Below are 23,853 nucleotides of genomic sequence, written 5' to 3' on the forward strand. Positions count from 1 at the left end.
GTGCGGCCGAGACGGCGCGCGATGCCCGCTGCTAGCATTCGGCGGATGACCAGACTGCCTCCGCCCGGTTCCGATCTGTATCGGCTGATGACCTGTTTTCCCGTGCCCGGTCGCGTCGATTGGCTCGGCCTGCGCCCGGCCCGCGATGTGGACATGATCGAGGTCGGGGCGGCCACCGCCCGGGCCGGCGGCGGTCTCGAAGGCGATCGCTACGCAGGCGGCAGCGGCAAGCGCGGGGTGACCTTGATCCAGGCCGAGCATCTGGCCGCGATCGCCGCGCTGGCCCGGGTGCCGGACCTCGCGCCGGCACGCCTGCGACGCAATGTCGTGGTGGCCGGCATCCCGCTGATCGCGCTGAAGGGACAACGGTTCCGGATCGGCGACGTCGTTCTCGAAGGCACCGATCCCTGCGATCCGTGTTCGCGCATGGAGGCCACCCTGGGCGCAGGTGGCTACAACGCGATGCGCGGCATGGGCGGTCTGTGCGCGCGCGTCGTCGAGGGCGGCGTGCTGCGCGTCGGTGACGCGGTCGTCCATCTCGATGCCGCCGGGGCTTCGGCGTGAGCGCATGCGGTCATTGCATCCTGTCGCACGGGTTCGAAAGCGGACCCGATGCCGCCAAGGTCACCGCGCTGGCCGAAGTGGCCGAGCGCCTGGGATGGAGCCACGAACGGCCCGACTACACCGATCTCGACGCGCGTCGCGACGTGAGCCGGTTCGGCGATGTGGCAGCCCGGCTCGCCCGCCTGCAGACGCTGGCCCAGGATGCGGCCGCGCGCGGACCGGTGGTGCTGGCCGGTTCGAGCCTGGGGGCGTGGATCTCCGGCCGGGTCTCGCTGCAGGTGCCTGTCGCCGGGATGTTCCTGATGGCGCCTCCGGTGCGCATGGGAGAGGCGCCACCGCTGGAAGCCGCGGCGGTGCCGGTGTCGGTCGTGCACGGCTGGGGCGACGAGCTGATCCCGGCGGCGGATGTCGTCGCGTGGGCGTCTGCGCGGCGCGCAGCGTTGCTGCTGGTCGACGATGGTCATCGGCTGGCCGCGCACGTCGAGGCCTCGGCGGAGGCGTTCGCGCGGCTGTTGGCCGCACTCTGACTGATCGCGCCTGCGCGCGGCCGCAACCGCGCATCGATGCGCGCGCATGCGCGTGCGGGACGCCGCATCGGCGACAATGCGCGTTCCCCGTGTCCGGACCCGAGATGAAGTTCTTCGCCAGCTGCGCCAAAGGCCTCGAATACCTGCTTGCCGACGAACTGCTCGCGCTGGGCTGCGAACGGGCGACCGCGGCCGTGGCCGGGGTGAACGTCGAGGGCTCGCCGGAGGACGCGCAACGGGCGGTGCTGTGGTCGCGTATCGCCAGCCGGGTCCTGTGGCCGCTGGCCGAGTACGACTGTCCGGACGAGGCCGCGCTCTACGCCGGCGCGCGCGCGGTGCCGTGGCAGGAGCACCTGTCGCCGGGCATGACGCTCGCGGTGGATGCGCACGTCTCCGGCGACGCCATCACCCATGCCCGTTACGCCGCACAGCGGGTGAAGGACGCCGTGGTCGACGCGATACGCGCCCACGACGGCACCCGCCCCGATGTCGATCTCGACGCGCCGGACCTGCGCCTGAGCCTGGTGGTGCGGAAGGGCCGGGCGTTGCTGTCGGTCGATCTCGGCGGCGGCCCGCTGCACCGTCGCGGCTGGCGTCAGGCGCGCCATGAAGCGCCGTTGAAGGAGACTTTGGCGGCGGCGGTCCTGGCTCGCGGCGGCTGGGGACGATTGCACGGGCAGGGCGCGGCCCTGCTCGATCCCATGTGCGGCAGCGGCACGCTGCTGATCGAGGGGGCGCTGATCGCGGCGGATGTGGCGCCGGGGCTCCAGCGCGACGATGTGCCGGGCCTGCCCCCGAGCCGCTGGACCGGTTTCGACCGCACCCAATGGCGTGCGCTGTACGACGATGCCACCCAACGCGCTCAGGTCGGACTCGCTGCGCTGACGCCGCGCTTTCTCGGCACCGATCTCGATCCGCAGGCGATCGCCGCTGCCCGCGACAATGCGGAGCGGGCCGGCGTCGCGCACGCGCTCGACCTGCGCGTGGCCGACATGGGCAGCCTGGCATCGTCCGATCTGCCCGTGGCCGGTGCTTCCGGTCCAGCCGCGGTCCCCACGCCCGAGGCCGTGGCGGCCGCTGCGCAGGATCCGCTCGATGTGGACGGCGGTCGCCGCGAACAAGGCTCCGACCGGTCCGGACACCGCGATGCCGATGCATCCAGACCCGAGGCCGCCGCTCCGCCGCCTGCCGGTCTCGTCGTGGCGAACCCGCCCTACGACGCCCGCCTCGCCGCGGACCCCGCGCTCTACCGGGCATTGGGCCGTACCCTGCAGCGCGTGGTGCCCGGCTGGCGCGCCAGCCTGCTGTGCGGCGACGACGAGCTTGCCCGTGCCACCGGCCTGCGCGCGCGCAAACGCTACAAGGTGTTCAACGGTGCGCTGGAGTGCAGCCTGATCGTGGTCGATCCGGTGGCCGAGCCGGTCCGCGAGGACGCCGCGCCGCGGCCGTTGTCGGAGGGCGCGCAGATGGTCGCCAACCGTCTGCGCAAGACCCAGAAGGCGAGCCGGCGTTGGCGGAGCCAGGACGGGGTCGACTGCTATCGCGCCTACGATGCGGACCTGCCCGAGTACGCCGCCGCGATCGACGTCTACACGCCGCTCGATACCCCGGATGCGCCCTGGCTGCATGTGCAGGAGTACGCCGCGCCGGCCGAGATTCCCGAGCACGTGACACGCCGGCGCCTGGCGGACCTGCTGGCCGCCGCACGCGATGTGTTCGGCGTGCCGCGCGAGCGGGTCGCGGTGAAAACCCGTGCGAAGGGCAAGGGCGGCAGCAAGTACGGTCGTTTCGATGCGCGCAGCGAGTTCCTGCGAGTACGCGAGGGCGATGCCGTGCTGCAGGTCAACCTGTTCGATTATCTCGACACCGGGCTGTTCCTCGATCATCGCCCGTTGCGTGCGCGCATCGCGCAGGAGGCCGACGGCAGACGGTTCCTCAATCTGTTCTGCTACACCGGGGCGGCCACGGTGCAGGCCGCCGTCGGCGGCGCGGTGCAGACCACCAGCGTCGACTTGTCGGGCACCTACCTGCAGTGGCTCGCCGACAATCTGGCGGCCAACGGGATCGGCGGCCCCGCACACCGGCTGGTACAGGCCGATGCGCTGCACTGGCTGGAGGCCGAACGCGGCGAGTACGACCTGATCTTCTGCGACCCGCCGACGTTCTCCAACTCCGCGCGTGCCGACGATTTCGACATCCAGCGCGAACACGTGCGCCTGCTGCGTGCCGCGGTGGCGCGGCTGGCACCCGGCGGGGTGCTGTACTTCAGCAACAACTTCCGTCGTTTCCGCCTGAGTGCCGACGAGGTCGAGGTGTTCGCGGTCTGCGAGGAGATCAGTGCCGCGACCATCCCCCCGGACTTCGCACGCAACCCGCGCATCCATCGCGCCTGGCGATTGCAGCGGCGCTGACGAAGAAGGGAGCCGATGGCTCCCTTCTTCCGTTGCATGGCGCGATGAGGCTTGGTTCAGCGCCAGATCGTGACCTGGTCGTCCTCCGCGCGCTGCATCGGCGTGTCGGCCTTGCAGGAGAACGCCGCGCCGAACGCCGGCAGATTGGTCAGCGGACCGTTGACGCGCCACTGACCCGGTGCGTTGGGCGCCTCCTGCGCGGCACGGGTGGCGGCGAACGCCGCGCTCTGCTGACGCCACAGCTCCGCCCAGGCGGCGAAGAACTGCTGTGCCTGCGTCTCCTCGGGGTCCGGAACCGCGGTGCTGAAGGCCTGCCAGGCGAGTTCCACGCCGGCCAGGTCGGCGGCGTTCTCGTCGCGGGTGCGCTCGCCGTCCACGCTGACGGCGGTCAGACCGGGGTAGGGGAATGCGGAGTACTGCCGTGCCAGCACCGAGGTGATGCCGTCCCAGCCATTGCGGTCGGCCTGGCTCCACCAATCGCGGATCTCGCCTTGCGCATCGACCGCGCGACCGCGCACGTCGACGCTGCGGCCGAGTTCGTGGCCGACCAGCGCGCCGTAGGCACCGTAGTGGGCAGGGCCTTCGCGGGTCATGTCGAGCACCGGCGGCTGCAGCACCGCGGCGGTCACCAGCAGTCGGTTCTGCACGATGTCGTAGGCGAGCGCGGGGTGCTGCGGCAGCACGTCCCAGCGCCGCGGCACGTCGGTGCGGCCGATGCGCTGCATTTCCTCGCGGTGACGCCAGGCCGAGGCCTGCAGCATGTTGGTGCCGAAGCTGGCGCGGTCCATGGCCGGCAGTGCAGCGGTCAGGTCCTCGTTCGGGGCGCCGATGTCGATGCGCAGCGCTTCGACCTTGGCCTTGGCTTCGGTCTTGGCCTGTGCGCTCAGCCAACTGCTGCGCTCGATGCCGTCCAGCAGCGCGTCGCGCACCTGGTCGGCAATGATCTCGGCTCGCGCCCGGGTGCCGGACGACAGGTGACGGGCCACGTACTCGCGGGCCAACAGCGGCCCCGCGGCGCGGTCGATCGCTTCGAGCACCTGCACTTCGCGCGAGTCCGGCTGCGCCTCGCCGCGCAGGATCTGCCCGCGGAAGGCGTAGTCGGCATCGCGCCACGGTTGCGACAGGTAAGGCGCGACCGTGGCGCCGAGGTGGAAGCGCAGGTAGTGCTGCCACTGCGGAACGGGCAGTGCACCGACCAGTGCGTCGAGCTCGGCGAACAGTTCGGGATTGGCCAGCGAGATGTTCTCGTCCTCGACGCCCTGCGTCTTGAGGAACCCGGTCAGCTGCAGGCGGCGATAGCGACGATCGGTGTCGCGCACCGGCGCCAGCGCGTAGTTGTTCTTCGGATCGCGCGCGGTGAGCACGTCGCGCGACTTCTGCGCGATGCGCATTTCCAGGTCCAGCACCTGGGCGGCGGCATCGGCCGCGTCCTCTTCCGAGACGCCGGTCAGGCGCAGGATCGGAATGATGTACTCGTCGCGATAACGCACCAGCAGTGCCTGGCTCTCGGCATCGGGGCGGGTGTAGTAGGCCGGATCGGGCAATCCCAGCCCGCCCTGGGTGAAGTAGCCGATGTGGCGCGTCGGGTCGGCGAGGTCGAGGTCGGCGCTGAAGTTGAACAGCACCGGGATGCCGATCTGGTGCAGGCCGGCGATGACCGCAGGAATCTGGCGGACGCGACGGATACCGTCGATCTGGCCGAGCAGCTGCGCGATCGGCTGCGCGCCTTCGGCTTCGACCGCGGCTTCGTTCATGCCGCTGGCCCAGAAATCGCCGAGCACGCGCTGCACGTCGTTCTGGGGCTGCTGTGCGGCCTGCAGGAGCTCGATCTGCTGGCGCTGGGCCAGCTGTCGCAGTTCGCCCAGCGCGCTGACGGTACCGCGTGCCGGTGCCGGGGTTGCGGCCAGCCAGTCCTTGTTGTGGAAGCTGTAGAAATCGGTGCAGGCGGTCGGCCCGGGCGGCGTCCGCGGTGCGCTGCCGCGGCGTTGCGCATCGGCGTCGGGGACGATGCCCACCAGCAGGGCGATGCCCACGGCGAGAAGGGTGGGGCGGGCGAAAGCGGTCATGCGGTCGATCGGCATCAGCGAGCTCCGTGGCTGCGTGTGGCGTCCTGGCGGCAGTGCCGCGGGTGGCGCGAAGTCTAGCAAGCCGCAGGCCGCCGCAGACGGTCGGCGAAAACGAAAAAAGCCCGGCACTGCCGGGCTTTTTCCTTAGGAACGTGCCGCGTGGCGGCGGGCGTCACCAGATCACGATGCGCTCGTTTCCATCGCGGACCATGGCGTCGCCCGGCTGACACGAGAACGCCGCCGCGAATGCCGGCAGGTTGGACGGCGCGCCGATGGCCCGGAAGCGTGCCGGCGCGTGCGGGTCGGTGGCCAGGCGGACGCGCAGCTCCTCGGGGGTGAAGTTGCGGCGCCAGACGGTCGCCCAGTTCAGGAAGAAGCGCTGGTCCTGGCTCAAGCCGTCGACCATCGGGTCGTCCTGACCCTGGCGGGCCTGCTGCAACGCGTCGAAGGCGACGGCCAACCCGCCGAGGTCGGCGATGTTCTCGCCCAGGGTCAGGCTGCCGTTGACGTGCTCGCCGTCGGCGGCCTCGTAGCCGTCGAACTGCGCGACGAGGCGATCGGTGAGGGTCTTGAACCCGGCCGCGTCGGCCTCGGTCCACCAGTTCTCGAAGTTGCCGGTCGGACCGAAGCGGCTGCCCTGGTCGTCGTAGCCGTGGATCATCTCGTGACCGATCACCGCGCCGATGCCGCCGTAGTTCATGGCGTCGTCGGCCTCGGGATCGAAGAACGGCGGCTGCAGGATCGCCGCCGGGAACACGATCTCGTTGGCCTGCGGGTTGTAGTAGGCGTTGACCGTCTGCGGCGGCATGAACCACGCGTTCGGATCCACGGTCTCACCGATCTTCGACAGGTTCCAGCGGTAATCGAACTCGCGTGCCGCCAATACATTGCCGATGTAGCTGTCGCGTCCCGTCTCCAGGCCGCTCCAGTCGCGCCAGGCGTCCGGATAGCCGATCTTGGGGGTGAACGTCTCCCACTTCGCCATCGCCTTGCGCTTGGTGTCGTCGCTCATCCACTCCAGTCCTTCCAGACGCGCACGCAGGGCCTGGCGGAGGTTGTCGACGAGTTGCTCCATGCGCGCCTTGGAATCGGCCGAGAAGGCGGCGCCGACGTAGAGCTGCCCCAGCGTCTCGCCGGCACCGTCGTTGAGCGTGGCGAGGGTGCGCTTCCAGCGCGGCTCGATGTCCTGCTGGCCGCGCAGGGTGCGGCCGTAGAAGGCGTAGTTTTCCTGCGCGAAGGCTTCGGCCAGGTAGGGCGAGGCGTCGTCGACGGTGTGGAAGCGCAGATAGGCCTTCCAGGTCTCGACCGGCACGTCGGCCAGCATCGCGCTGACTTCCTGGTGGAATTCGGGCATCGCCAGCGAGAACATCGTCGGCACCTCGACATCCTGCGATTCGAAGAACGCGGTCCACGGGAAGTTGGGCGTGAGCGCGTCGGCGTCGGCGGGGCTGACCGGGTTGTAGTACAGCGACGCGTCGCGCGAGAGCTCCACCCGCGAGCGCGACTTGTCGGCCAGCCGGGTCTCGAGGGCGACGACCTGTTCCGCCTGCCCGGCGGCTTCGGCCGCGGGTACGCCCGACAGCTCGAGCACGCGGGCGACGTGTTGTCCGTAGGCCGCGAGCTTGTCGGCGTGGTTGGCCTCGAAGTAGTAGGTCTTGTCGGGCAGGCCGAGGCCGCCTTGCGAGGCGTAGGCGATGTTGACCGTGGAGTCGGCGAAATCGGCGTTCGGGCCGAAGCCGAACACCAGGCCCTCGCCGCGCGAGGCGGCGGCGCGCAGGTATTCGGCGACGGCGGGACCGTCGGCCAGCGCGTCGATGGCATCGAGATGGGACTGGATCGGGGTCAGGCCCTGCGCCTCGATGGCGGCCTCGTCCATCCCGGTGGCCCAGAAGTCACCGACGATCTTCTCCACGCCCGAGGCGTCGGGATCGGCCGCGGCCTGCTCGGCGAGCTGGCGCTGGGCCGCCAGGGAGCGCTCGACCAGCATTTCGAACGAGCCCCAGGTGGTGCGATCGCCGGGGATCGGATGGTCCGCCAGCCAGCGGCCGTTGGCATGGGCGTCGAAGTCCTGGCACGCAGCGACGCCCGGGTCGAGATCGCTGGCCTGGAAGCGGTTGACCGGCGGCAGGCTGGCCTCGTCGAGGCTCAGTGCGTTCGCCGCGGGATCGGATGCGGCGCCTTGTGCGCCGGTCGCGGGCGCAGGGTCGCGGTTGCAGGCGGCCAGCGACAGCGAGACGGCCAGCGAGAGGGTGAGCAGCTTGGGGAGCTTCGGCATAGGGGTGGACTCCGCCCGTGAGGGCCGTCGGATGGAAAAGGGGCCCTGGACCGGGCATCCGCGCAATCTACGCCTGTCGCACCGCGGGCGATGGGTGTCGAAGGTCATGCGTGAGCGTCCTCGGCATCTGCCCGCACCGATCCGCCAGGTGCGGCCATCCGGTGTGCCCGATGAGGCAAAGTCCCCATTCGGGCGGGGACCCTCCGGTCGGAGCGGTGCATCCACGGCCGGCACCGGCATGCCTCGGCGCCGCCTGGGCGCTTCGGCCGCTGGCGTTCTGGAACGGGCGCTTCAGCCCAGGCGGGGCGCGCCTAGTCCGCGGTCCGTTCCGGGGATTCCGAGGCCGCTTCGGCGCCGCTGTTCAGCGCCTGGCTTTTGCGGCGCGGGGGAGTGAAGGGTGTCGGCTGCGGGTTGAAGCCGGTGTTGGTCCGCATGATCTTCATCCCGGCACGGACGTCGGCGCCGGCGGCCATTTCCAGATCGAAGCGTTCTTCGTCGAGGCGACGGACCTCGGCGGCGATCTCGGCGGCCTCGTCGGGATCGACGCCGAGCTCGCGCAGGGCGGCTTCACCGAACAGGACGGCGGATTCGAACGTCTCCCGCACCTGGTAGTCCACGCCGGCGCTGGCGAGCTCGAGCGAGTGCCGGCGGTCGTAGGAGCGCACCAGCAGCTTGGCCTGCGTGAAGTTGTGGGTGGCCAGTTCGACGATCAGGTTGGCTGCCCGACGGTCGTCCACGCAGACGGCGATCGCGCGTGCCTGGCCGGCACCGGCGGTGCGCAGCACGTCCAGGCGGGTGCCGTCGCCGTAGTAGAGCTTGAAGCCGAATCGGGTCGCGCTGCGGATGCGGTCGACATCGATGTCGATGATGGTCACGTCCACATCCCGCGCCAGCAGCGCCTGGCTCATGACCTGGCCGAAACGGCCGAAGCCGATGATCAGCACCGAACCGGATTGCTCGTGGACTTCCTCGATCCCGTCCAGCGACGGCGGGGCCTGCTTCCTGAAATGCTTGAGCGCCAGGACGGCCAGGGGCGTCAGCGCCATCGAAATGACCACCACCGCAGTGAAGTTGTTGTTGGTCGGCGCGTCGATCACGCCGGCGCTGCTGGCGGCCGCGTAGAGCACGAAGGCGAACTCGCCGCCCTGCGCCATCAGCACTGCGCGGTCGAGCGCTTCGTCGTGCGAGGAATCCAGCGCGCGCGCGACCAGGTAGATGCACAGTGCCTTGGCGAGCATCATCGCCGGGACGAGCAGGGCGATCAGCTGCCAGTTCTCGGCGACCACCGACAGGTTCAGCGCCATGCCCACGGCGATGAAGAACAGCCCGAGCAACAGCCCGCGAAACGGCTCGATGTCGGTTTCGAGCTGGTGCCTGAAGGTGGACTCGGAGAGCAGGACGCCGGCCAGGAAGGCGCCCATCGCGGTGGACAGGCCACCCATGTCCATGAGCAGCGCAGCGCCGAGGACCACCAGCAGGGCGGCGGCCGTCATGACCTCGCGCGCACCGGTCTTGGCCAGCAGGCGGAACAGGGGGTTGAGCAGATACAGACCGGCGGCGACCAGCGCGGCCAGCGACATCGCCGCGATCAGGATGCCCGCCGCCCGCCCGCCTGCGCCGGTGTCCGCGGGCAACGGCGACATCAGCGCCACCACCGCCAGCAGCGGTACGATCAACAGGTCCTCGAACAACAGGACGGACACGATCTTCTGCCCGCGAGGCTGGGCGATGTCGCCGCGCTCGGCGAGCAATTGCATGACGATCGCGGTGGAGGTGAGCACGAAACCGGTGGCGCCGACGAAGGCCGCCGCCAACGGCATGCCGAAGAGCCAGGCGATGGCGGTCAGCGCGGCGCTGCAGCTGCCGATCTGCAGCGCGCCCAGGCCGAAGATCTGCCGGCGCAGGCCCCACAGGTGCGACGGCCGCATTTCCAGTCCGATCACGAACAGGAACATCACCACGCCCAGTTCGGCGAAATGCAGGATCGCCTCGGGATCCGCGAACAGCGCGAAGCCGAACGGTCCGACCACCAGGCCGGCGCAGAGGTAGCCCAGGACCGAGCCCAGGCCCAGCCAGCGGAACAGCGGCACGGCCACCACGGCCGCGCCCAGCAGGGCCACGGCATTGAGCAGTTGATGGCTCTCGGCACCGGCGGCCATCAGGCGACTCCCGGCAGGTGGCGGCAGGCGGGCGGCGGCATGGACACCGCCTGGGGAATGGGCTTCATGACGTGATGCCGGGCCTGCCAATGATGAACCGATCGTGGCACAGATCGAGAGCACAGATCGATATCCCGGCATCGGGCGTCCGGCAAGCGGTCCGTATGGCGTACAATGGCGGGGTTCTGCGACACGGCTGTCCCTGCTCCGGCAGCGACGATCCTGGTGGTCACGCGGCTTCGCGCCCGGTCCATCCCGCACGTCCGTCGTCGCGCAGACACGGCCCGGAAGCCTTCCAGGCTGTCATCCACGTCACCCGCAGCGCGGTACCGGATAGCGCGGGGACGGCCTCGCGCCATGTCGGCCGGAGATCCCGGCCGCGTGCGCGCGTTCGCTTCAGGAGATCGCTTCATGACGTTCGAAACCCTCGGGCTTTCGCCCGCGTTGCTGCGTGCGCTGGCCGACGCCGGCTACACCCAGCCGACGCCGATCCAGGCCCAGGCCATTCCGCTGGTGTTGTCCGGGCACGATCTGCTCGGCGGTGCCCAGACCGGCACCGGCAAGACCGCCGCCTTCAGCCTGCCGCTGCTGCAGCGGCTGTCCAAGCTCACTCCGGCCAAGGGGCCGCGCAAGCCGCGTGCCCTGGTGCTCGTGCCGACCCGCGAACTGGCGGTGCAGGTCGCCGACAGCCTCAAGACCTATGGCCGCCATCTGCGCCTCAACGTGACCATGCTGTTCGGCGGCGTGGGCATGCAGCCGCAGATCGAGAACCTGCGCCGTGGTGTCGACATTCTCGTGGCCTGTCCGGGCCGCCTGCTCGATCACATGCAGACCGGCCACGCCAAGCTCGACGCGGTCGAGATGCTGGTGCTCGACGAGGCGGACCGCATGCTCGACATGGGGTTCCTGCCGAGCATGAAGCGGATCCTCGCCCGGGTGCCGGCGCAGCGGCAGACGCTGCTGTTCTCGGCCACGTTCGAGGCCCGCATCAAGGCGCTGGCGCTGGAGTTCATGCGCGACCCGCAGCAGGTACAGGTGGCCGCCAACAACACCATCGCCGAAACCATCGTGCACCGTGCGCATCCGGTGGATGCTTCGCGCAAGCGCGATCTGTTGATCGATCTGCTGAGCCGTCGCCATACCGACCAGGTGCTGGTGTTCGGCAAGACCAAGCATGGCTGCAACCGGCTGGCCGAGCAGTTGGACAAGGCGGGACTGACCGCGGTGGCGATCCACGGCAACAAGAGCCAGGCGCAGCGGCAGAAGGCGTTGGATGCGTTCAAGGCCGGCAAGGCGCGCATCCTGGTCGCCACCGACGTGGCCGCGCGCGGGCTCGACATCCCGAACCTGCCGCTGGTCATCAACCACGATCTGCCGATGGTCGCCGAGGACTACGTGCACCGGATCGGCCGTACCGGCCGCAACGGTGCGAGCGGCGAGGCGCTGTCGCTGGTGTCGGCCGACGAGGCCGGCCTGCTGCGCGATGTGCAGAAGATGCTCAAGGCCGAGATCGCGATGGAGGAGGTCGAGGGCTATGCGCCGACCCAGCCGCTGCGTCTCGACGGCCCCATGCCGCGTGGACCGAAGCGCCCGGGCGGCGGTGGTGGGCCGCGTCCGCAGCGCAAGCCGGGTGCCCGTGGGCACGGCAAGCCGCAGGAGCGCGGTGCGCAGGGGCATGCCGGCCCGCGTCAGCCGCGTGGGGACGGCGAGCGTGGCCCACGGCGTCGGCGTCACGCGGGCGGCGGCGCGCAGGGCTGATACCTGCCGGATCGCCTGAGCGATCCATCGAGGTCAGGCGGGCGGGTCCGGTCGTACCGGATCCGCCCGTTCGCGTATCGGGGGCGGTCGGTGCCGGGTTGCGGAATGCCTCAACGCGGGCGAGACGAGTGCGCGGCCGTGTCCGTCGCGTCGGGATCCTGGCCGGATGCGGAGCTGGACCGGGCGGCGGGCGGTGCGAACGGAATGGTGTCGGGCGCCGAGGCGCCGCCGGAAATGATGAAGCTCATCGCCTGGTCCACGGTCCAGTCGGTGGGCGTGAGCTTTTCCACCGGCACGACTTCCAGATAGCCCGACGTGGGGTTCGGCGTGGTCGGTACGTAAACCGCCGCCAGTTCGCGGCCGGTACCCGCCTCGTGCATGACCCGGGTGACCAGGCCGATCGATTTCATCTGGTCGTGGGGGAAGTCGATCAGCACCACGCGTTGGGTCGTGCCCGGCTTGGTCTGCAGGATGTCGAGCAGCTTGCGGGCGCTGGCGTAGATGGTGCTGGCCAGCGGCACGCGCGCGATCAGGCGCTCCAGCCAGCGCAACAGGGTCTGGCCGACGACGCGACGGGTCAGCCAGCCGACCGCCAGGATCGCCACCACGGTGGCCAGCAGGGCGATGGCGTTCTGCACCCACAAGGCGTTGGCCCAGCCGGCGCCGTCCGGGAACACGTCCGCGATCCGCTCCGACAGCGGCGCCACCCACGGCAGGCTGATGTTGCTCAGCAGGACGAACACGAACTTCACCACCACCCAGGTCAGCCAGATCGGCAGCAGGGTCAGCAGGCCGGCGAGAAACAGCCGCTGCAGGCGGCGGGCGAAGGAGATCGATTCGGACATGGAGACGTCTACGGTTCCCGGATCAGGCGGAAGCCGACATCGTCGTAACCGCGGTTGACGTCGCGGGCGCGCTCCTGCTCGCCGCGGCGCCAGCTGTCGCCGCGCACCCGGCGGCGTTCGCAGCCGTTGTCGCAGTCCAGCAGCCATTCCGCGACGGCACGCTCGCCGGCCTGGACGGGTGCGGCGGCGTCGGCCTCGGTGGCGGTGGGCAGCCGGTAGCGGTGCCCGTTGCGTTCGCTCAGCCATCGCGCGTAGGCGCTGGCGTCGTCCCAGGACACGCAGACCACCGGGTCGCCGTCGGCCTGCTCGAAACCCGGCGACGTCCAGTCGCGATGGGACAGGACGCGCAGGACCGACGCGCGTTCGCGACACAACGTCACCGAGCGCCCGCTCGCCTCGGCGAAACGTCCGTACTCGCTGCGACTGATCGGACGCCGGGTCATCGCGTAGGCGCCGTCGCCGTCGCGCACCACGGTCATCTGCGCGGGGTCGCCGGACAGGGTGTCGCCCACGCGGGGGATCGCGTCGACCCGGCGCTTCAGGGCGGCGTACGCGGACGGGTCGAGAGCGGCGGACTCGGCCAGGACCAGGGTGGCGTGCGCGGTCTCGCGTTCGAAACGCAGGGCGGCGGCGTCGGCGCGGGCCGAGAGGGCCGCGATCGCCTGCCGGCGCAGGTTCGCCAGAGCCGGGTGCGCCTGTTGGCCGGTCGCGTCGGCCAGGCGCGCGATGCGCTCGAAATGGCGGCGGGCCAGGTCGTCCTGGCGGTCGGTGATCGCCTGCACGGCCTGGGTGCCCAGGGCCGCGAGCAGGCGGCCGCTGAGGTCGGGCAGCTCCAGGTGATCCGGGGTGGCGGCGGCAACGGCGAGCAACCCGTCGTAGGCGTTGTCGCCGGCCGGCGCGACGAGGCGACGCTCGCGCAACTGGCGCTTGGCGTTCTCGATCAGCACGCTGGCTTCCGATGTCGGCGCCGCGCGCAGCAGCGCGCTCTCCGGATGTTCGAAGGCTTGCCGGGCGTTCTCCTCCTGCGCCACGACGGTCTCCTGCGGCACGGTCGCCGCCCGGAAGAACTCGGCAGGCCCGCCATCCATCTGGCGCAGCGCCATACCCGCACCGGCGGCGACGATCAGCGTCAGCGCGACCCAGGCCGCGACCGGCAGGCGCCGGATCCGGGTCAGCCCGGCGACGGTCGCGTCGCGCGGCGAGAAGGCGCGCTGGGTGCCCCGGGGAACATGCTCCAGCGCCTGGCGCATGTCGTTGGCGTCGTGGAACCGCTTGAGCGGGTACTTCGCCATCGCGCGGTCGATGAACTTCTGCCAGTGCCGCAGGGCAGGGGGCAGGCGCGGGATCGGATCCTGCGCATGCATCACCGCCATCGACAGCGCATCCTGCGCTTCGAACGGCAGGTGTCCGGTGAGCATTTCCCAGGTCAGCACGCCGACGGCGTACAGGTCGGCGCGCATGTCGACCTCTTCGCCCCGGGCCTGTTCCGGCGCCATGTACGCGGTGCTGCCCAGCGCGAGGCCGGCGCTGGTCACCCGGCTGCCGTAACCGCGTCGCAGGGCGATGCCGAAATCCGCCAGAAGCGGACGGTCGGCCTCGTCGAACAGCACGTTCTCCGCCTTGACGTCGCGGTGGATGACGCCTCGGGCATGCGCGTACGCCAACGCGGACAGCAGCGCGCGCAGGATGTCGCGGATGCGCGTCGGGTCGTCGCGCAGGTCGCGCTCGCCCAGGTGCCCGCGCGGCATGTAGGGCATCACGAAGAAGGGACGGTCGTCGCCGGTGCGGCCGATCTGGTGGATGCCGACGATGTGCGGATGGTCGAGCCGGCCGATGGTGCGCGCCTCGTTCTCGAAGCGTCGCCGGCTGACCTCGTCGGCCAGGGCTTCCGGACGCATCACCTTGATCGCGACCTCGCGCCCCAGCGCCTCCTGCCGGGCGAGGTAGACCGTGGACATGCCGCCTTCGGCGATCAGGCGCAACAGCCGATAGCCGGCGATGTCCGGCAACGGCGTGCGCGTGTCGTTGGGCCTGTAGCGATCCGGCATGCCGCCCCCTGTCAGATGCGAAGCATAGCGGTGCGGTGGCGGGTACGGGTGAATCCTGTCACAGCCTCCATCCCGTCGACGTGCGGGAAGGCAGGCGCGTGCGGTCGGTCAACGACGATCGCGCTTGCGCCGGACATAGACCTGCTTGCGGACCCTTGCCACCGGTTCGCCCGCGGCATCCAGGATCTCGGTGTCGAACCAGTGCAGATGCTTCTCGCCGCTCGCGGTGGCGCTGCGGATCGTGTCGAGGGTGGCGTCGTCGAGATGGAATTCGGCATGCACCACGCCGCGGCCCGGATTGATGAATTCGATGTTGCCCGCGCGATCCCATACGTAGTAATCGCGGCCGAGCGCCCGCATGACCAGCAACATCCAGAACGGGTCGGTCATCGCGAACAGGCTGCCGCCGAAGTGGGTGCCGACGTAGTTGCGGTTCCATGGCCGCATGCGCAACTCGACCCGAGCGGTGCGCCAGTCGCGATCGAGTCGGGTGACGTGGATGCCGGTGAACAGGAACGGCGGCCACAGGTTGAGCAGTGAGCGGAACACGAAAGGCGACATGCGGTTCGGGGGCTGGCGGCGCAGGGCCACCAGCTTACCATTCGCATGAGTATGGTGGGCCTCCCGGGTCAGAACAGCAGCGAGGCCATCCGCCGACGGTACTGACCCACCAGGGCCGCGTCCTCGATGATCCGGAATGCGTCAATCAGGCTGCGTCGCGGCAGGCCCTCGTCGAAGTCGCGGTCCTGTCGCAGCATGTCCAGGAACTGCTCCAGGCCGGCCTCGGGTCGGCCCTCGACGATCTCGCGCACGCCGAGCAGATGGCGCGCCCGCAGGTCGGCTGGATCGGCCGCCACGGCGCGCTCCAGGGCCTCGCGCGACGGCGCGTCCTTGAGCAGCGCGGAAAAGCCGAGGCGGGCGCGTGCCTTCACGCTGCGGTCGTCGGTGGCGAGATTGGCGGGCAGGGCATCGAGCAGGCGCTGGGCTTCGTCGGCCTCGCCGGTATGGAGCAGGGCGAGCGCCAGGTCGAGCTTGAGTTCCTCCTTGTCCGGCTCCGCGGCCACGGCGTCGCGCAGACGGAGGACTTCGGCGGCAGGGTCCACCGGCGCGGCGGTGTCCGCGTGGCCGGGATCGGTGTCGGCGGCCGGGGCCGGCTCGATGCCGTGGCGGGTCAGGAATTCGCGCAACTGGCCTTCGGGCAGGGCGCCGGGAAAGCCGTCGACCGGCTGTCCGTTGACCAGCAGGAAGACCGTCGGCACCGAGCGGATCTGGAAGGCGGCGGCGAGTTCCTGCTGCTGATCGACATCGACCTTGGCCAGCACGAAGGCGCCGTTGTACTCGGCGGCCAGCTTCTCGAGCAGGGGGCCGAGGGTCTTGCAGGGGCCGCACCAGGTCGCCCAGAAATCGATCAGGACCGGCGTCTGCATGGACTTCTGCAGCACCTCCGTCTCGAAATCGGCGGCGGTGGCATCGAACACGTGAGGCGTCGGGTCGGACATGCGCGGGTTCCTGGATCTCGGCAAAGCTCCGACAATGGAGCCGTCGCGGCAGGAAACCAAGTCCCGATGCCCGCTCCGCATCCATGCGATCGCCCATGCCAACTCCTGCACCACATCGTCCGTCCCACTCCTACGGTCCCGTCGCGACCGGCCTCCTGGTCACGCGCGCGCTGTCTCTGGTGGCCGCGGCGTCGGCGCTGGCGGGCGCCGTGCTGGCGGTCCTGGTCTGGCCGGAGTTCTCCCACGCCGAACATCCGTTGCCGCTGCCCGGCGCTGCGGGCCTGCGATCAGCGGGGCTCTACAACGGGCTGGTCTTCGTGCTGCCCGGCGCACTGGGCGCACTGCTGGCATGGCGGCTTTACGGGGACCTGGACCGGGCGGATCCAGACGCATCTCCGGGCGCGCGCGGCGGCTGGAGCGGATGGTGCGCGCGCATCGGCAGTCGTCTGCTGTTGATCGCCGCGCTGGCGCTAGCGGCGCAGGGCGTGTGGTCGCTGGATCTCCAGGACCTCGATGGCGGTGGCGGCCATGCCGCGTCCTGGCTGGTGTGGTGGCTGACCGCGGCCGCCGGCCTGCTGCTGATCGGTATGCGCCACTGGCGGATACCGGCGTGGACCGCGGCGGCTTTTCTCGTGGCGTTGTCGTCCTGGCCGCAATGGCCGTGGCCGGAAGCGTTCAGTCAGCGGTTCGCACTGGCGATCTGGCTGGCGTGCTGGATCGCCTGGGCGTGGCGGCGGCATCCGCGGCGCGTGCAGGGCTAGGGCCGGCCCTGTCCGCGCGCGCCGGCGACTGCGCCGGCAAACCGGCGCTCAGAGCGTGTGCGAGGTATGCAGGACCCGGTTGCGCCCCGCGGCCTTCGCACGGTAGAGCGTGGCGTCGGCCAGCGCTTGCAGCCGTTCGGGGTCGGTGCTGTCCTCGGGGGCGGTGGCGATGCCGAAGGAGGCGGTGATCGGCCCCAGCGGTTTGCCCATGTGCAGGATGCTGGACCCGGCGATCGCCTGGCGGATCTCCTCCGCCCGCTGGATCGCGGTGGCGGCGTCGGTCTCGGGCATCACGATGGTGAATTCCTCGCCGCCGTAGCGGCAGGGGATGTCCTCGCTGCGCACCAGCGTCCGCAGCGACTGGCCGACGTGGGCGAGCAGGGCGTCGCCGGCCGCGTGTCCGTGGCGGTCGTTGAAGCGCTTGAAGTGATCGATATCGAGCATCAGCAGCGACAACGGCAGGCGACGGCGTTCGCAGCGCAGCATCTCGCGGGAGAGGTTCTCTTCCAGATAGCGCCGGTTGAACAGGCCGGTCAGCGGGTCGCGGATCGATTGCACGCGCAGGGTTTCGCGCAGTTGCAGGTTGGCCAGCGCCATGCCCATCTGTTCGGCGATCGAAATGATGATGGCCGCATCGTTGTCTTCGTCCGCTGTCGGGCTGCTGGGGGCGCTGACGTGCAGCAGGCCCAGCGCGTTGCCCTGGGCGACGAGGGGCACGCACAGCGTGGAGATCCCCTCCACTGGCGCATCCGGATCCACGTGGGCACAGCGCAGGCCGCCACTGCGGCCGCGGATGTAGTGCGGCTGGCCGCGGCGCAGGGCCCAGCACTGGTCCTGCAGCAGCACGTCGTCGTTGCTGATGATCCGCTCACCGAAACCGCCGACGCTTTCGAGGAAGTTGCGCGAGGCGCGCGACAGGTAACAGCGTCCGTTCGCACCCGGCACGATCTCGGTGATGGTGCGTGCGGTCAGGGCCATGATCTCGTCGCGGGTCTGGCAGCTCTGCAACATGCCGGCGTAGACGCTCTGCGCGCGACGCTGTTCGGACAGCGCATCGCGCGCGGCGAGCGAACGCTGCAGGTCGCCGACGGCGGTCCGGGCCTCGCGCTCCAGTTGCAGGCTGCGCCGGTTCTCGCGCAACAACCCCCAGACCAGCAGGCCGAGCAGGGCGAGCGCGACCGACAGCGCCAGGACGACGAAGACGACCAGCAGGGTGGCTTCGCGTTCGCTGTGCTGCTGCCGGACCTGAAGAAGATCGGATTCGGCGGCCATGATCTGGCGGCTCAGGACGCCCAGGCGCTCCATCCGGCTCACGCTCTGGTCGATCCGGCGTTCGCGCTCCGCCTCCGTCAGCGCGTCCACGGCGGGCAGGTCCATGAGGATCTCTATGGCCTGGAGGTGTTCGCGGACCGCCGAGGCGTACTGGCCGGCGCGGGTGTGCTGGGTCGGGTTGTCGCGGGTGAGGACCGCCAGTTCGTCGGCCTGCCGCGCCGCGCGGGTGGTGGCCTCGAAGAACATCGGTCGGAAGTTGTCCCGCGCGGTGATCCGGTAACCGCGGGCGCTGGCCTCGGCCATGTGCAGGGCCGCCTCGGTGGAGACCAGAAGGTTGATCACCCGGTAGGTGTGTTCCAGCGAGCGGTTGGCCGCTTCCAGGTTGCGCACCCCGACGACCGCTGCGATGCCGGCGCCCAGCAGCAGCGCCAGCGCGACCAGGACCGATGGGAGCCGGAGCTGTCTGCTGCGCAGGGAGCGCAGTCGGGGACGGGCGAGGGACATGAGCGGCAGTCTACCCGTGAGTGCGCGCCAAGTTGTTGAACTCACGGGATTGTGTGCGGCTGGCCCGGCGCCTGGGTTAGTCTTGCCGGCTGTTCCGAACTCCAGCAGCCGCCGTGTCCATCGACGCCCCCGCATCCGAAGCCCCGCACGCCTACCGACCGGACACCGTGGAGGCGGCCGCGCAGCGGTTCTGGGACGAGACCCGGGCCTTCGAGGTGGTCGAGGACGATCGTCGCGCCAAGTTCTTCTGCATGTCGATGCTGCCGTACCCGTCCGGGGCGTTGCACATGGGCCATGTGCGCAACTACACCATCGGTGACGTGATCAGCCGTTATCAGCGCATGAACGGCCGCAACGTGCTTCAGCCGATGGGCTGGGACGCCTTCGGCCTGCCGGCGGAGAACGCGGCGATCAAGCACGGCACCGCGCCGGCCAAGTGGACCTACGCCAACATCGAGCACATGCGTGGCCAGCTCAAGGCGCTCGGTTACGCGATCGACTGGAGCCGGGAGTTCGCGACCTGCCAGCCGGACTACTACGTGCACGAACAGCGCATGTTCGTGCGGTTGATGAAGCAGGGCCTGGCCTACCGCCGCAATGCCGTCGTGAACTGGGACCCGGTCGACCAGACCGTGCTCGCCAACGAGCAGGTGGTCGACGGGCGCGGCTGGCGTTCCGGTGCACTGGTGGAAAAGCGCGAGATTCCGCAGTGGTTCCTGAAGATCACCGACTACGCGCAGGAGCTGCTCGACGGCCTGGACGCGTTGCCGGGCTGGCCGGAATCGGTCAAGACCATGCAGCGCAACTGGATCGGCCGCAGCGAGGGCCTGGAGATCCGGTTCCGGGTGGAGGGCGCGGAGGCGCCGCTGACGGTCTACACCACCCGTCCGGACACGCTGATGGGCGTGACCTTCATCAGCGTCGCCGGCGAGCATCCGCTGGCGCTCAAGGCCGCGGAAGGCAATCCCGAGCTGGCCGCGTTCCTGGACGAGCTGAAGCAGGGTGGGGTCTCCGAGGCGGAGCTGGAAACCCAGGACAAGCGCGGCATGGCGACCGGCCTGTGGGCGATCCACCCGGTCACCGGCGAGGACATCCCGGTCTACGTCGCCAACTTCGTGCTGATGGGCTACGGCACCGGTGCGGTGATGGCGGTGCCCGCGCACGACCAGCGCGACTGGGAGTTCGCCAAGGCCTACGGGCTGCCGGTGCGGCCGGTGATCGTGCCGGCGGCGGTGCGCGATGCGCTGAACGAGGTGGTCGGCGACGTCGCCCACGACGCCGACCCGTTCCAGGCCGCCCTGGCCGGCGGTTCGGTCGATGCCTACGACACCTCGGCCGCGGTCGCGGTGGTCCAGCGCTATCTCGACGCGATCGAACAGCAGGGCGCCTACACCGAACGCGGGTTCCTGATCAATTCCGGCGAGTACAACGGGCTGGATTTCGATGCGGCGTTCCGGGCCCTGGTGACGCGTTTCCAGGCCGACGGCCACGGCGCGCACAAGGTCAATTTCCGTCTGCGCGACTGGGGCGTGAGCCGGCAGCGCTACTGGGGCTGTCCGATCCCGGTGATCTACTGCGATGCCTGCGGCGCGGTGCCGGTGCCCGAGGACCAGTTGCCGGTGGTGCTGCCCGAGGACGTCGCCGACGCGTTCAAGGCCGGCGTCGTGCGCTCGCCGATCAAGTCCGACCCGTCCTGGCGCCAGACCACCTGCCCGCAGTGCGGCGGTGCGGCCGAGCGCGAGACCGACACCTTCGACACCTTCATGGAGTCGAGCTGGTACTACGCCCGTTACACCTCGCCCGGCGCGACCGACATGGTCGACGCACGGGCGAAGTACTGGACCCCGGTGGACCAGTACATCGGCGGGATCGAACACGCGATCCTGCACCTGCTGTATTTCCGCTTCTACCACAAGCTCCTGCGCGACCAGGGACTGCTCGACAGCGACGAACCGGTCGTCAACCTGCTGACCCAGGGCATGGTGATCGCGGAGACGTTCTTCCGCGAGACCGCGAACGGTGGCAAGGACTGGTTCAACCCCGCGGACGTGGCGGTGGAACGCGACGACAAGGGCCGGGTGACCGGTGCCACCCTGGTGGCCGACGGCCAGCCGGTCTCGGTCGGCGGCATCGAGAAGATGTCCAAGTCCAAGAACAACGGCGTCGATCCGCGCGCCATGGTGGACAAGTTCGGCGCCGACACGGTGCGCCTGTTCTCGATGTTCGCCGCGCCGCCGGAGCAGTCGCTGGAGTGGAACGAGGCCGGCGTCGAGGGCATGGCGCGTTTTCTGCGTCGGCTGTGGAACCAGGTCTCGCGTCATGTCGAGGCGGGACCTGCGCCCGCGCTCGACATCGCCGCGCTGGATGCCGGGCAGAAGACCCTGCGCCGCCAGTTGCACGAGACGATCCAGAAGGTCGGCGACGACTACGGCCGCCGGCACAGTTTCAACACCGCGATCGCGGCGGTCATGGAACTGCTCAACCATGTGGCGAAGTTCGACGACGCCAGCGACAACGCCCGCGCGCTGCGCCAGGAGGTGTTCGAGGCCATGGTGCTCATGCTCAACCCGATCACCCCGCACGCCAGCCACGCCCTGTGGCAGGCGCTGGGCCATGCGCAGACCCTGCTCGAGGACAAGGCGTTCCCGGTCGCCGACGCAGCCGCGCTGGCCCGCGACGCGGTCACCCTGGCCGTGCAGGTCAACGGCAAGCTGCGCGGTACCCTGGAGGTGGCGGTCGACACCGAGCGTGCCGCCATCGAGGCCGCCGCCCTGGACGAGCCCAACGTCGCCCGGTTCCTGGAAGGGCTCCAGGTCCGCAAGATCATCGTCGTTCCCGGCAAGATCGTGAACATCGTGGCCGGCTGAGCCGGTCCGCTTGCCGCCCCCCTCCACGTCGTCCAGACTCCCGCCATGCGCAGATTTCTCCGGTCTCTTCCGCTCGTCCTGTTGTCGGCCCTGCTGCTCGCCGGCTGTGGGTTTCACCTTCGCAACGCGTTGACGTTGCCGCCTGACCTCGGGCCGGTGCGGGTGATCGCGAGCGACCGCTTCAGCCCGCTGATCGATCCCATCGAAATGGCGCTGCAGCGTGCCGGCGCCCAGGTGGTGCCCGCAGCCACGCGGGATGTGGCGACGCTGGAAGTGCTGTCCGAGCGCTGGGCGACCACGCCCATCGCGATCGACGAAGCAGGGCGTGCGCTGGAGTACTCGCTGCGTTACGCGGTCGTGTTCAGACTGAGCGACGCGCAGGGCCAGGACATCGTGCCGCAGCAGGCGATCGAGATGGCGCGCGATTTCACCCAGAGTGCGGACGAGCTGATCGGCACCGAGAGCGAGCGCGAGCTGCTCAGCCGCGAAATGCGTCGGGAGATGGTGGCCTCGATCGTGCGCCGGATCGACGGGGCCTCGCGCCAGCCGTGAGCGGCCGGGCGGCACGATGGAACTGACGCCCGAGCGCCTGGCCGGCCAGCTGGGGCAGGGCGCCTTGCGACCCGTGTACCTGATCGCCGGTCCCGAAATGCTGCGCGTGCTCGAAGCCGCGGATGCGGTGCGCGTCGCCGCGCGTGCGCAGGGCTACGCCGAACGCGAGGTGTTCGAGCCGGACGGGCGCGACATCGACTGGAGCGGCCTTGAAGCCAGCCTGCGTGCGCCGAGTCTGTTCGCCGCCCGCCGGGTGATCGAGATCCGCCTGCCCACCACCAAGCCGGGCAAGGACGGCGCCGCGGTCATCAGCGGGTTCTGCGAGGCGCCGCCGGACGATGTCCTGCTGCTGATCACCGGCGGCGAGTGGAGCCGGCAGCATGGCGGCAAGTGGAGCGAGGCGGTCGCCCGGGTCGGCTTGGTCGCGGTCGCCTGGAGCGTGAAGCCTCACGAAATGCCGGAGTGGATCGAGCGGCGCCTGCGCGGGCGCGGGCTGGCCGCCGACCGCGAGGCCGTGCAGCGCCTCGCCGACCGGGTCGAGGGCAATCTGCTGGCGGCGGCGCAGGAGGTCGAAAAGCTCGCGCTGCTGGCCGAGGGCGGCATACTCGATGCTGCCCGGATGGACGATCTGGTGGCCGACGCGGCGCGTTTCGACGTGTTCCGCCTGGTCGATGCCGCCCTGTCGGGCGCGGCGGCGCAGGCGGTGCGCATGCTCGCCGGCCTGCGCGCCGAGGGCGAGGCGGTGCCGGCGTTGATGGGCATGGTGGTGATGGAGCTGCAGCGCGCCGCGGCGCTGGCGCGGGTGCAGGCGCGCGGTGGCAATCTGGCCAGCGAGTTCCGTGCGCAGCGCGTGTGGGAATCGAAACAGGCGGTGTACCGGCGCGCCCTGCAGCGGCACCCGCCGGCGCGCTGGGAACGGTTCATCGCCGAGGCGGGTCGGATCGACCGCATCGCCAAGGGCCGCGCGGCCGGCGACGCCTGGCAGGCGCTGGAGCGACTCCTGGTCGCGGTGGCGGAGCCGAACGCCGTGACGCTGGCGAACTGAACGATGGGCGAGGCCCCCCCGCTGCTGGTGCTCTACGGCGGCACCTTCGATCCCGTCCACGAGGGGCATCTCGCCGTGGCGCGCGCCGCGCGCGATCTGCTCGGGGTGCCGATCCACCTGATGCCGGCCGCGGACCCGCCGCACCGCCCGGCCCCGGGAGCCGGCGTGTCGGCACGGGTGGCGATGCTCGAACACGCTGTGGCTGGCGAGCCGGGCCTACAGGTGGACCGCCGTGAAGTGGAACGTCCGGGACGCAGCTGGACCGTGGACACCCTGCGCGCGCAGCGGGCGGCCGAACCGGGCAGGCCTGTCGCGCTGTTGCTGGGGGCGGACGGTTTTCGCGGTCTGCCGCGATGGAAGGAGTGGCGCGCACTGCTGGACCTGAGCCATTTCGTCGTCGCCGAACGCGACGGGGACGACGATGCCGGACTCCCAGCCGTACTGGTCGAAGCGCTCGCCGGGCGCTGGGTGACGTCGCCGGATGCGTTGCGCACGGCGCCGGCCGGTCTCGTACTGCGGCTTCGCCAGCCGTTGCACCCCGCCTCGGCGACCGAAGTCCGGCGCAGGATCGCCGCGGGCGAGCCCTGGGCGTCCCTGGTGCCGCCGGCGGTCGCGGCGGAAATCCGTGAGGCCGGTCTCTATGCACACGGCGCGGACGCGGACGCGCGGCTATAATCCGCCCCAAATCCAAGAGTTCATC

The 23,853-nt window shown here is 70.3% G+C and carries 15 protein-coding genes and 3 pseudogenes; 10 read left to right on the forward strand and 8 right to left on the reverse strand.

The features are described 5' to 3' along the window. The first annotated feature begins 45 nt into the window (after positions 1–45). The 4 genes and pseudogenes from RG19_RS04810 to rlmKL form a co-directional block, all read left to right on the forward strand. Positions 46–564: an MOSC domain-containing protein gene (locus tag RG19_RS04810; RefSeq protein WP_058834279.1), complete on the forward strand. Its 519-nt coding sequence runs from the start codon at positions 46–48 to the stop codon at positions 562–564. After that, a complete protein-coding gene (locus RG19_RS04815) occupies positions 561–1,091 on the forward strand; it encodes an alpha/beta hydrolase (protein ID WP_058834280.1) in 531 nt (176 codons plus the stop codon). Before RG19_RS04810 ends, RG19_RS04815 begins: the two co-directional genes overlap by 4 nt. Before the next feature lie 104 nt (positions 1,092–1,195). Then, positions 1,196–2,038, forward strand: a pseudogene (locus tag RG19_RS18470) (THUMP domain-containing protein); the annotation flags it as partial. A 243-nt stretch (positions 2,039–2,281) separates the two neighbouring features. Beyond that, positions 2,282–3,502 (forward strand): annotated as a pseudogene (gene rlmKL / locus RG19_RS18475) (bifunctional 23S rRNA (guanine(2069)-N(7))-methyltransferase RlmK/23S rRNA (guanine(2445)-N(2))-methyltransferase RlmL); the annotation flags it as partial. A gap of 56 nt (positions 3,503–3,558) precedes the next feature. Here rlmKL and RG19_RS04825 read toward each other — a convergent pair. The 3 genes from RG19_RS04825 to RG19_RS04835 form a co-directional block, all read right to left on the reverse strand. Then, positions 3,559–5,568 (reverse strand): M13-type metalloendopeptidase, encoded by a 2,010-nt coding sequence (locus tag RG19_RS04825; protein WP_058834282.1) that lies wholly within the window; start codon positions 5,566–5,568, stop codon positions 3,559–3,561. A gap of 172 nt (positions 5,569–5,740) precedes the next feature. Next, complete coding sequence (locus RG19_RS04830; protein WP_058834283.1) at positions 5,741–7,843, reverse strand: M13 family metallopeptidase; 2,103 nt, start codon at positions 7,841–7,843, stop codon at positions 5,741–5,743. 311 nt (positions 7,844–8,154) lie between these two features. Continuing rightward, positions 8,155–10,002: a monovalent cation:proton antiporter-2 (CPA2) family protein gene (locus tag RG19_RS04835; protein WP_058834284.1), complete on the reverse strand. Its 1,848-nt coding sequence runs from the start codon at positions 10,000–10,002 to the stop codon at positions 8,155–8,157. A 411-nt stretch (positions 10,003–10,413) separates the two neighbouring features. Here RG19_RS04835 and RG19_RS04840 point away from each other — a divergent pair, with 411 nt between their 5' ends. Further along, positions 10,414–11,760, forward strand: coding sequence for a DEAD/DEAH box helicase (locus RG19_RS04840; protein WP_058834285.1), 1,347 nt, complete (start codon positions 10,414–10,416; stop codon positions 11,758–11,760). 179 nt (positions 11,761–11,939) lie between these two features. Here the strand turns inward: RG19_RS04840 and RG19_RS04845 are convergent. The 4 genes and pseudogenes from RG19_RS04845 to trxA form a co-directional block, all read right to left on the reverse strand. Further along, positions 11,940–12,605: pseudogene (locus RG19_RS04845) on the reverse strand (DUF502 domain-containing protein); the annotation flags it as partial. Positions 12,606–12,613: 8 nt separating this feature from the next. Further along, positions 12,614–14,653: a bifunctional serine/threonine-protein kinase/formylglycine-generating enzyme family protein gene (locus RG19_RS18360; protein WP_058834286.1), complete on the reverse strand. Its 2,040-nt coding sequence runs from the start codon at positions 14,651–14,653 to the stop codon at positions 12,614–12,616. Between the two features lie 108 nt (positions 14,654–14,761). After that, a complete protein-coding gene (locus RG19_RS04855; RefSeq protein ID WP_058836413.1) occupies positions 14,762–15,214 on the reverse strand; it encodes a DUF4442 domain-containing protein in 453 nt (150 codons plus the stop codon). A 68-nt stretch (positions 15,215–15,282) separates the two neighbouring features. Next, positions 15,283–16,152 (reverse strand): thioredoxin, encoded by an 870-nt coding sequence (gene trxA, locus RG19_RS04860; RefSeq protein ID WP_058834287.1) that lies wholly within the window; start codon positions 16,150–16,152, stop codon positions 15,283–15,285. A 95-nt stretch (positions 16,153–16,247) separates the two neighbouring features. Here trxA and RG19_RS04865 point away from each other — a divergent pair, with 95 nt between their 5' ends. Beyond that, positions 16,248–16,913, forward strand: coding sequence for a hypothetical protein (locus RG19_RS04865; RefSeq protein ID WP_058834288.1), 666 nt, complete (start codon positions 16,248–16,250; stop codon positions 16,911–16,913). A 48-nt stretch (positions 16,914–16,961) separates the two neighbouring features. On the opposite strand, the gene RG19_RS04870 is transcribed toward RG19_RS04865, so the two are convergent. Next, positions 16,962–18,689: a sensor domain-containing diguanylate cyclase gene (locus RG19_RS04870; RefSeq protein ID WP_058834289.1), complete on the reverse strand. Its 1,728-nt coding sequence runs from the start codon at positions 18,687–18,689 to the stop codon at positions 16,962–16,964. A 119-nt stretch (positions 18,690–18,808) separates the two neighbouring features. Between RG19_RS04870 and leuS the strand changes: the two genes are divergently transcribed. From leuS to nadD, 4 genes are read left to right on the forward strand one after another with little or no spacing between them, the layout of a single operon-like run. After that, on the forward strand, positions 18,809–21,556 hold the full coding sequence (gene leuS / locus RG19_RS04875; protein WP_058836414.1) for a leucine--tRNA ligase: 2,748 nt from the start codon (positions 18,809–18,811) through the stop codon (positions 21,554–21,556). 45 nt (positions 21,557–21,601) lie between these two features. Next, the gene (locus tag RG19_RS04880; RefSeq protein WP_058834290.1) at positions 21,602–22,108 is read left to right on the forward strand and encodes an LPS-assembly lipoprotein LptE; all 507 of its coding nucleotides are present in this window, start codon (positions 21,602–21,604) and stop codon (positions 22,106–22,108) included. Positions 22,109–22,124: 16 nt separating this feature from the next. Beyond that, a complete protein-coding gene (holA, locus tag RG19_RS04885; RefSeq protein WP_058834291.1) occupies positions 22,125–23,153 on the forward strand; it encodes a DNA polymerase III subunit delta in 1,029 nt (342 codons plus the stop codon). A 3-nt stretch (positions 23,154–23,156) separates the two neighbouring features. Continuing rightward, positions 23,157–23,828 carry a nicotinate-nucleotide adenylyltransferase gene (gene nadD, locus RG19_RS04890; RefSeq protein WP_058834292.1) on the forward strand — a complete coding sequence of 224 codons (672 nt, stop codon included), beginning with the start codon at positions 23,157–23,159 and terminating at the stop codon, positions 23,826–23,828. Positions 23,829–23,853 lie beyond the last annotated feature (25 nt).

The organism is Luteimonas abyssi, from assembly GCF_001482195.1.
Classification (GTDB): Bacteria; Pseudomonadota; Gammaproteobacteria; order Xanthomonadales; family Xanthomonadaceae; genus Luteimonas; species Luteimonas abyssi.

Bases quoted from the DNA above. Each gene is read 5' to 3' on its own strand.
- RG19_RS04865 (WP_058834288.1), top strand. From the start codon at position 16,248: ATGCCAACTCCTGCACCACATCGTCCGTCCCACTCCTACGGTCCCGTC.
- trxA (WP_058834287.1), bottom strand. From the start codon at position 16,152: ATGTCCGACCCGACGCCTCACGTGTTCGATGCCACCGCCGCCGATTTC.
- RG19_RS04835 (WP_058834284.1), bottom strand. From the start codon at position 10,002: ATGGCCGCCGGTGCCGAGAGCCATCAACTGCTCAATGCCGTGGCCCTG.
- holA (WP_058834291.1), top strand. From the start codon at position 22,125: ATGGAACTGACGCCCGAGCGCCTGGCCGGCCAGCTGGGGCAGGGCGCC.
- RG19_RS04810 (WP_058834279.1), top strand. From the start codon at position 46: ATGACCAGACTGCCTCCGCCCGGTTCCGATCTGTATCGGCTGATGACC.
- RG19_RS18360 (WP_058834286.1), bottom strand. From the start codon at position 14,653: ATGCCGGATCGCTACAGGCCCAACGACACGCGCACGCCGTTGCCGGAC.
- RG19_RS04880 (WP_058834290.1), top strand. From the start codon at position 21,602: ATGCGCAGATTTCTCCGGTCTCTTCCGCTCGTCCTGTTGTCGGCCCTG.
- nadD (WP_058834292.1), top strand. From the start codon at position 23,157: ATGGGCGAGGCCCCCCCGCTGCTGGTGCTCTACGGCGGCACCTTCGAT.
- RG19_RS04830 (WP_058834283.1), bottom strand. From the start codon at position 7,843: ATGCCGAAGCTCCCCAAGCTGCTCACCCTCTCGCTGGCCGTCTCGCTG.
- RG19_RS04870 (WP_058834289.1), bottom strand. From the start codon at position 18,689: ATGTCCCTCGCCCGTCCCCGACTGCGCTCCCTGCGCAGCAGACAGCTC.
- RG19_RS04855 (WP_058836413.1), bottom strand. From the start codon at position 15,214: ATGTCGCCTTTCGTGTTCCGCTCACTGCTCAACCTGTGGCCGCCGTTC.
- RG19_RS04825 (WP_058834282.1), bottom strand. From the start codon at position 5,568: ATGACCGCTTTCGCCCGCCCCACCCTTCTCGCCGTGGGCATCGCCCTG.
- RG19_RS04840 (WP_058834285.1), top strand. From the start codon at position 10,414: ATGACGTTCGAAACCCTCGGGCTTTCGCCCGCGTTGCTGCGTGCGCTG.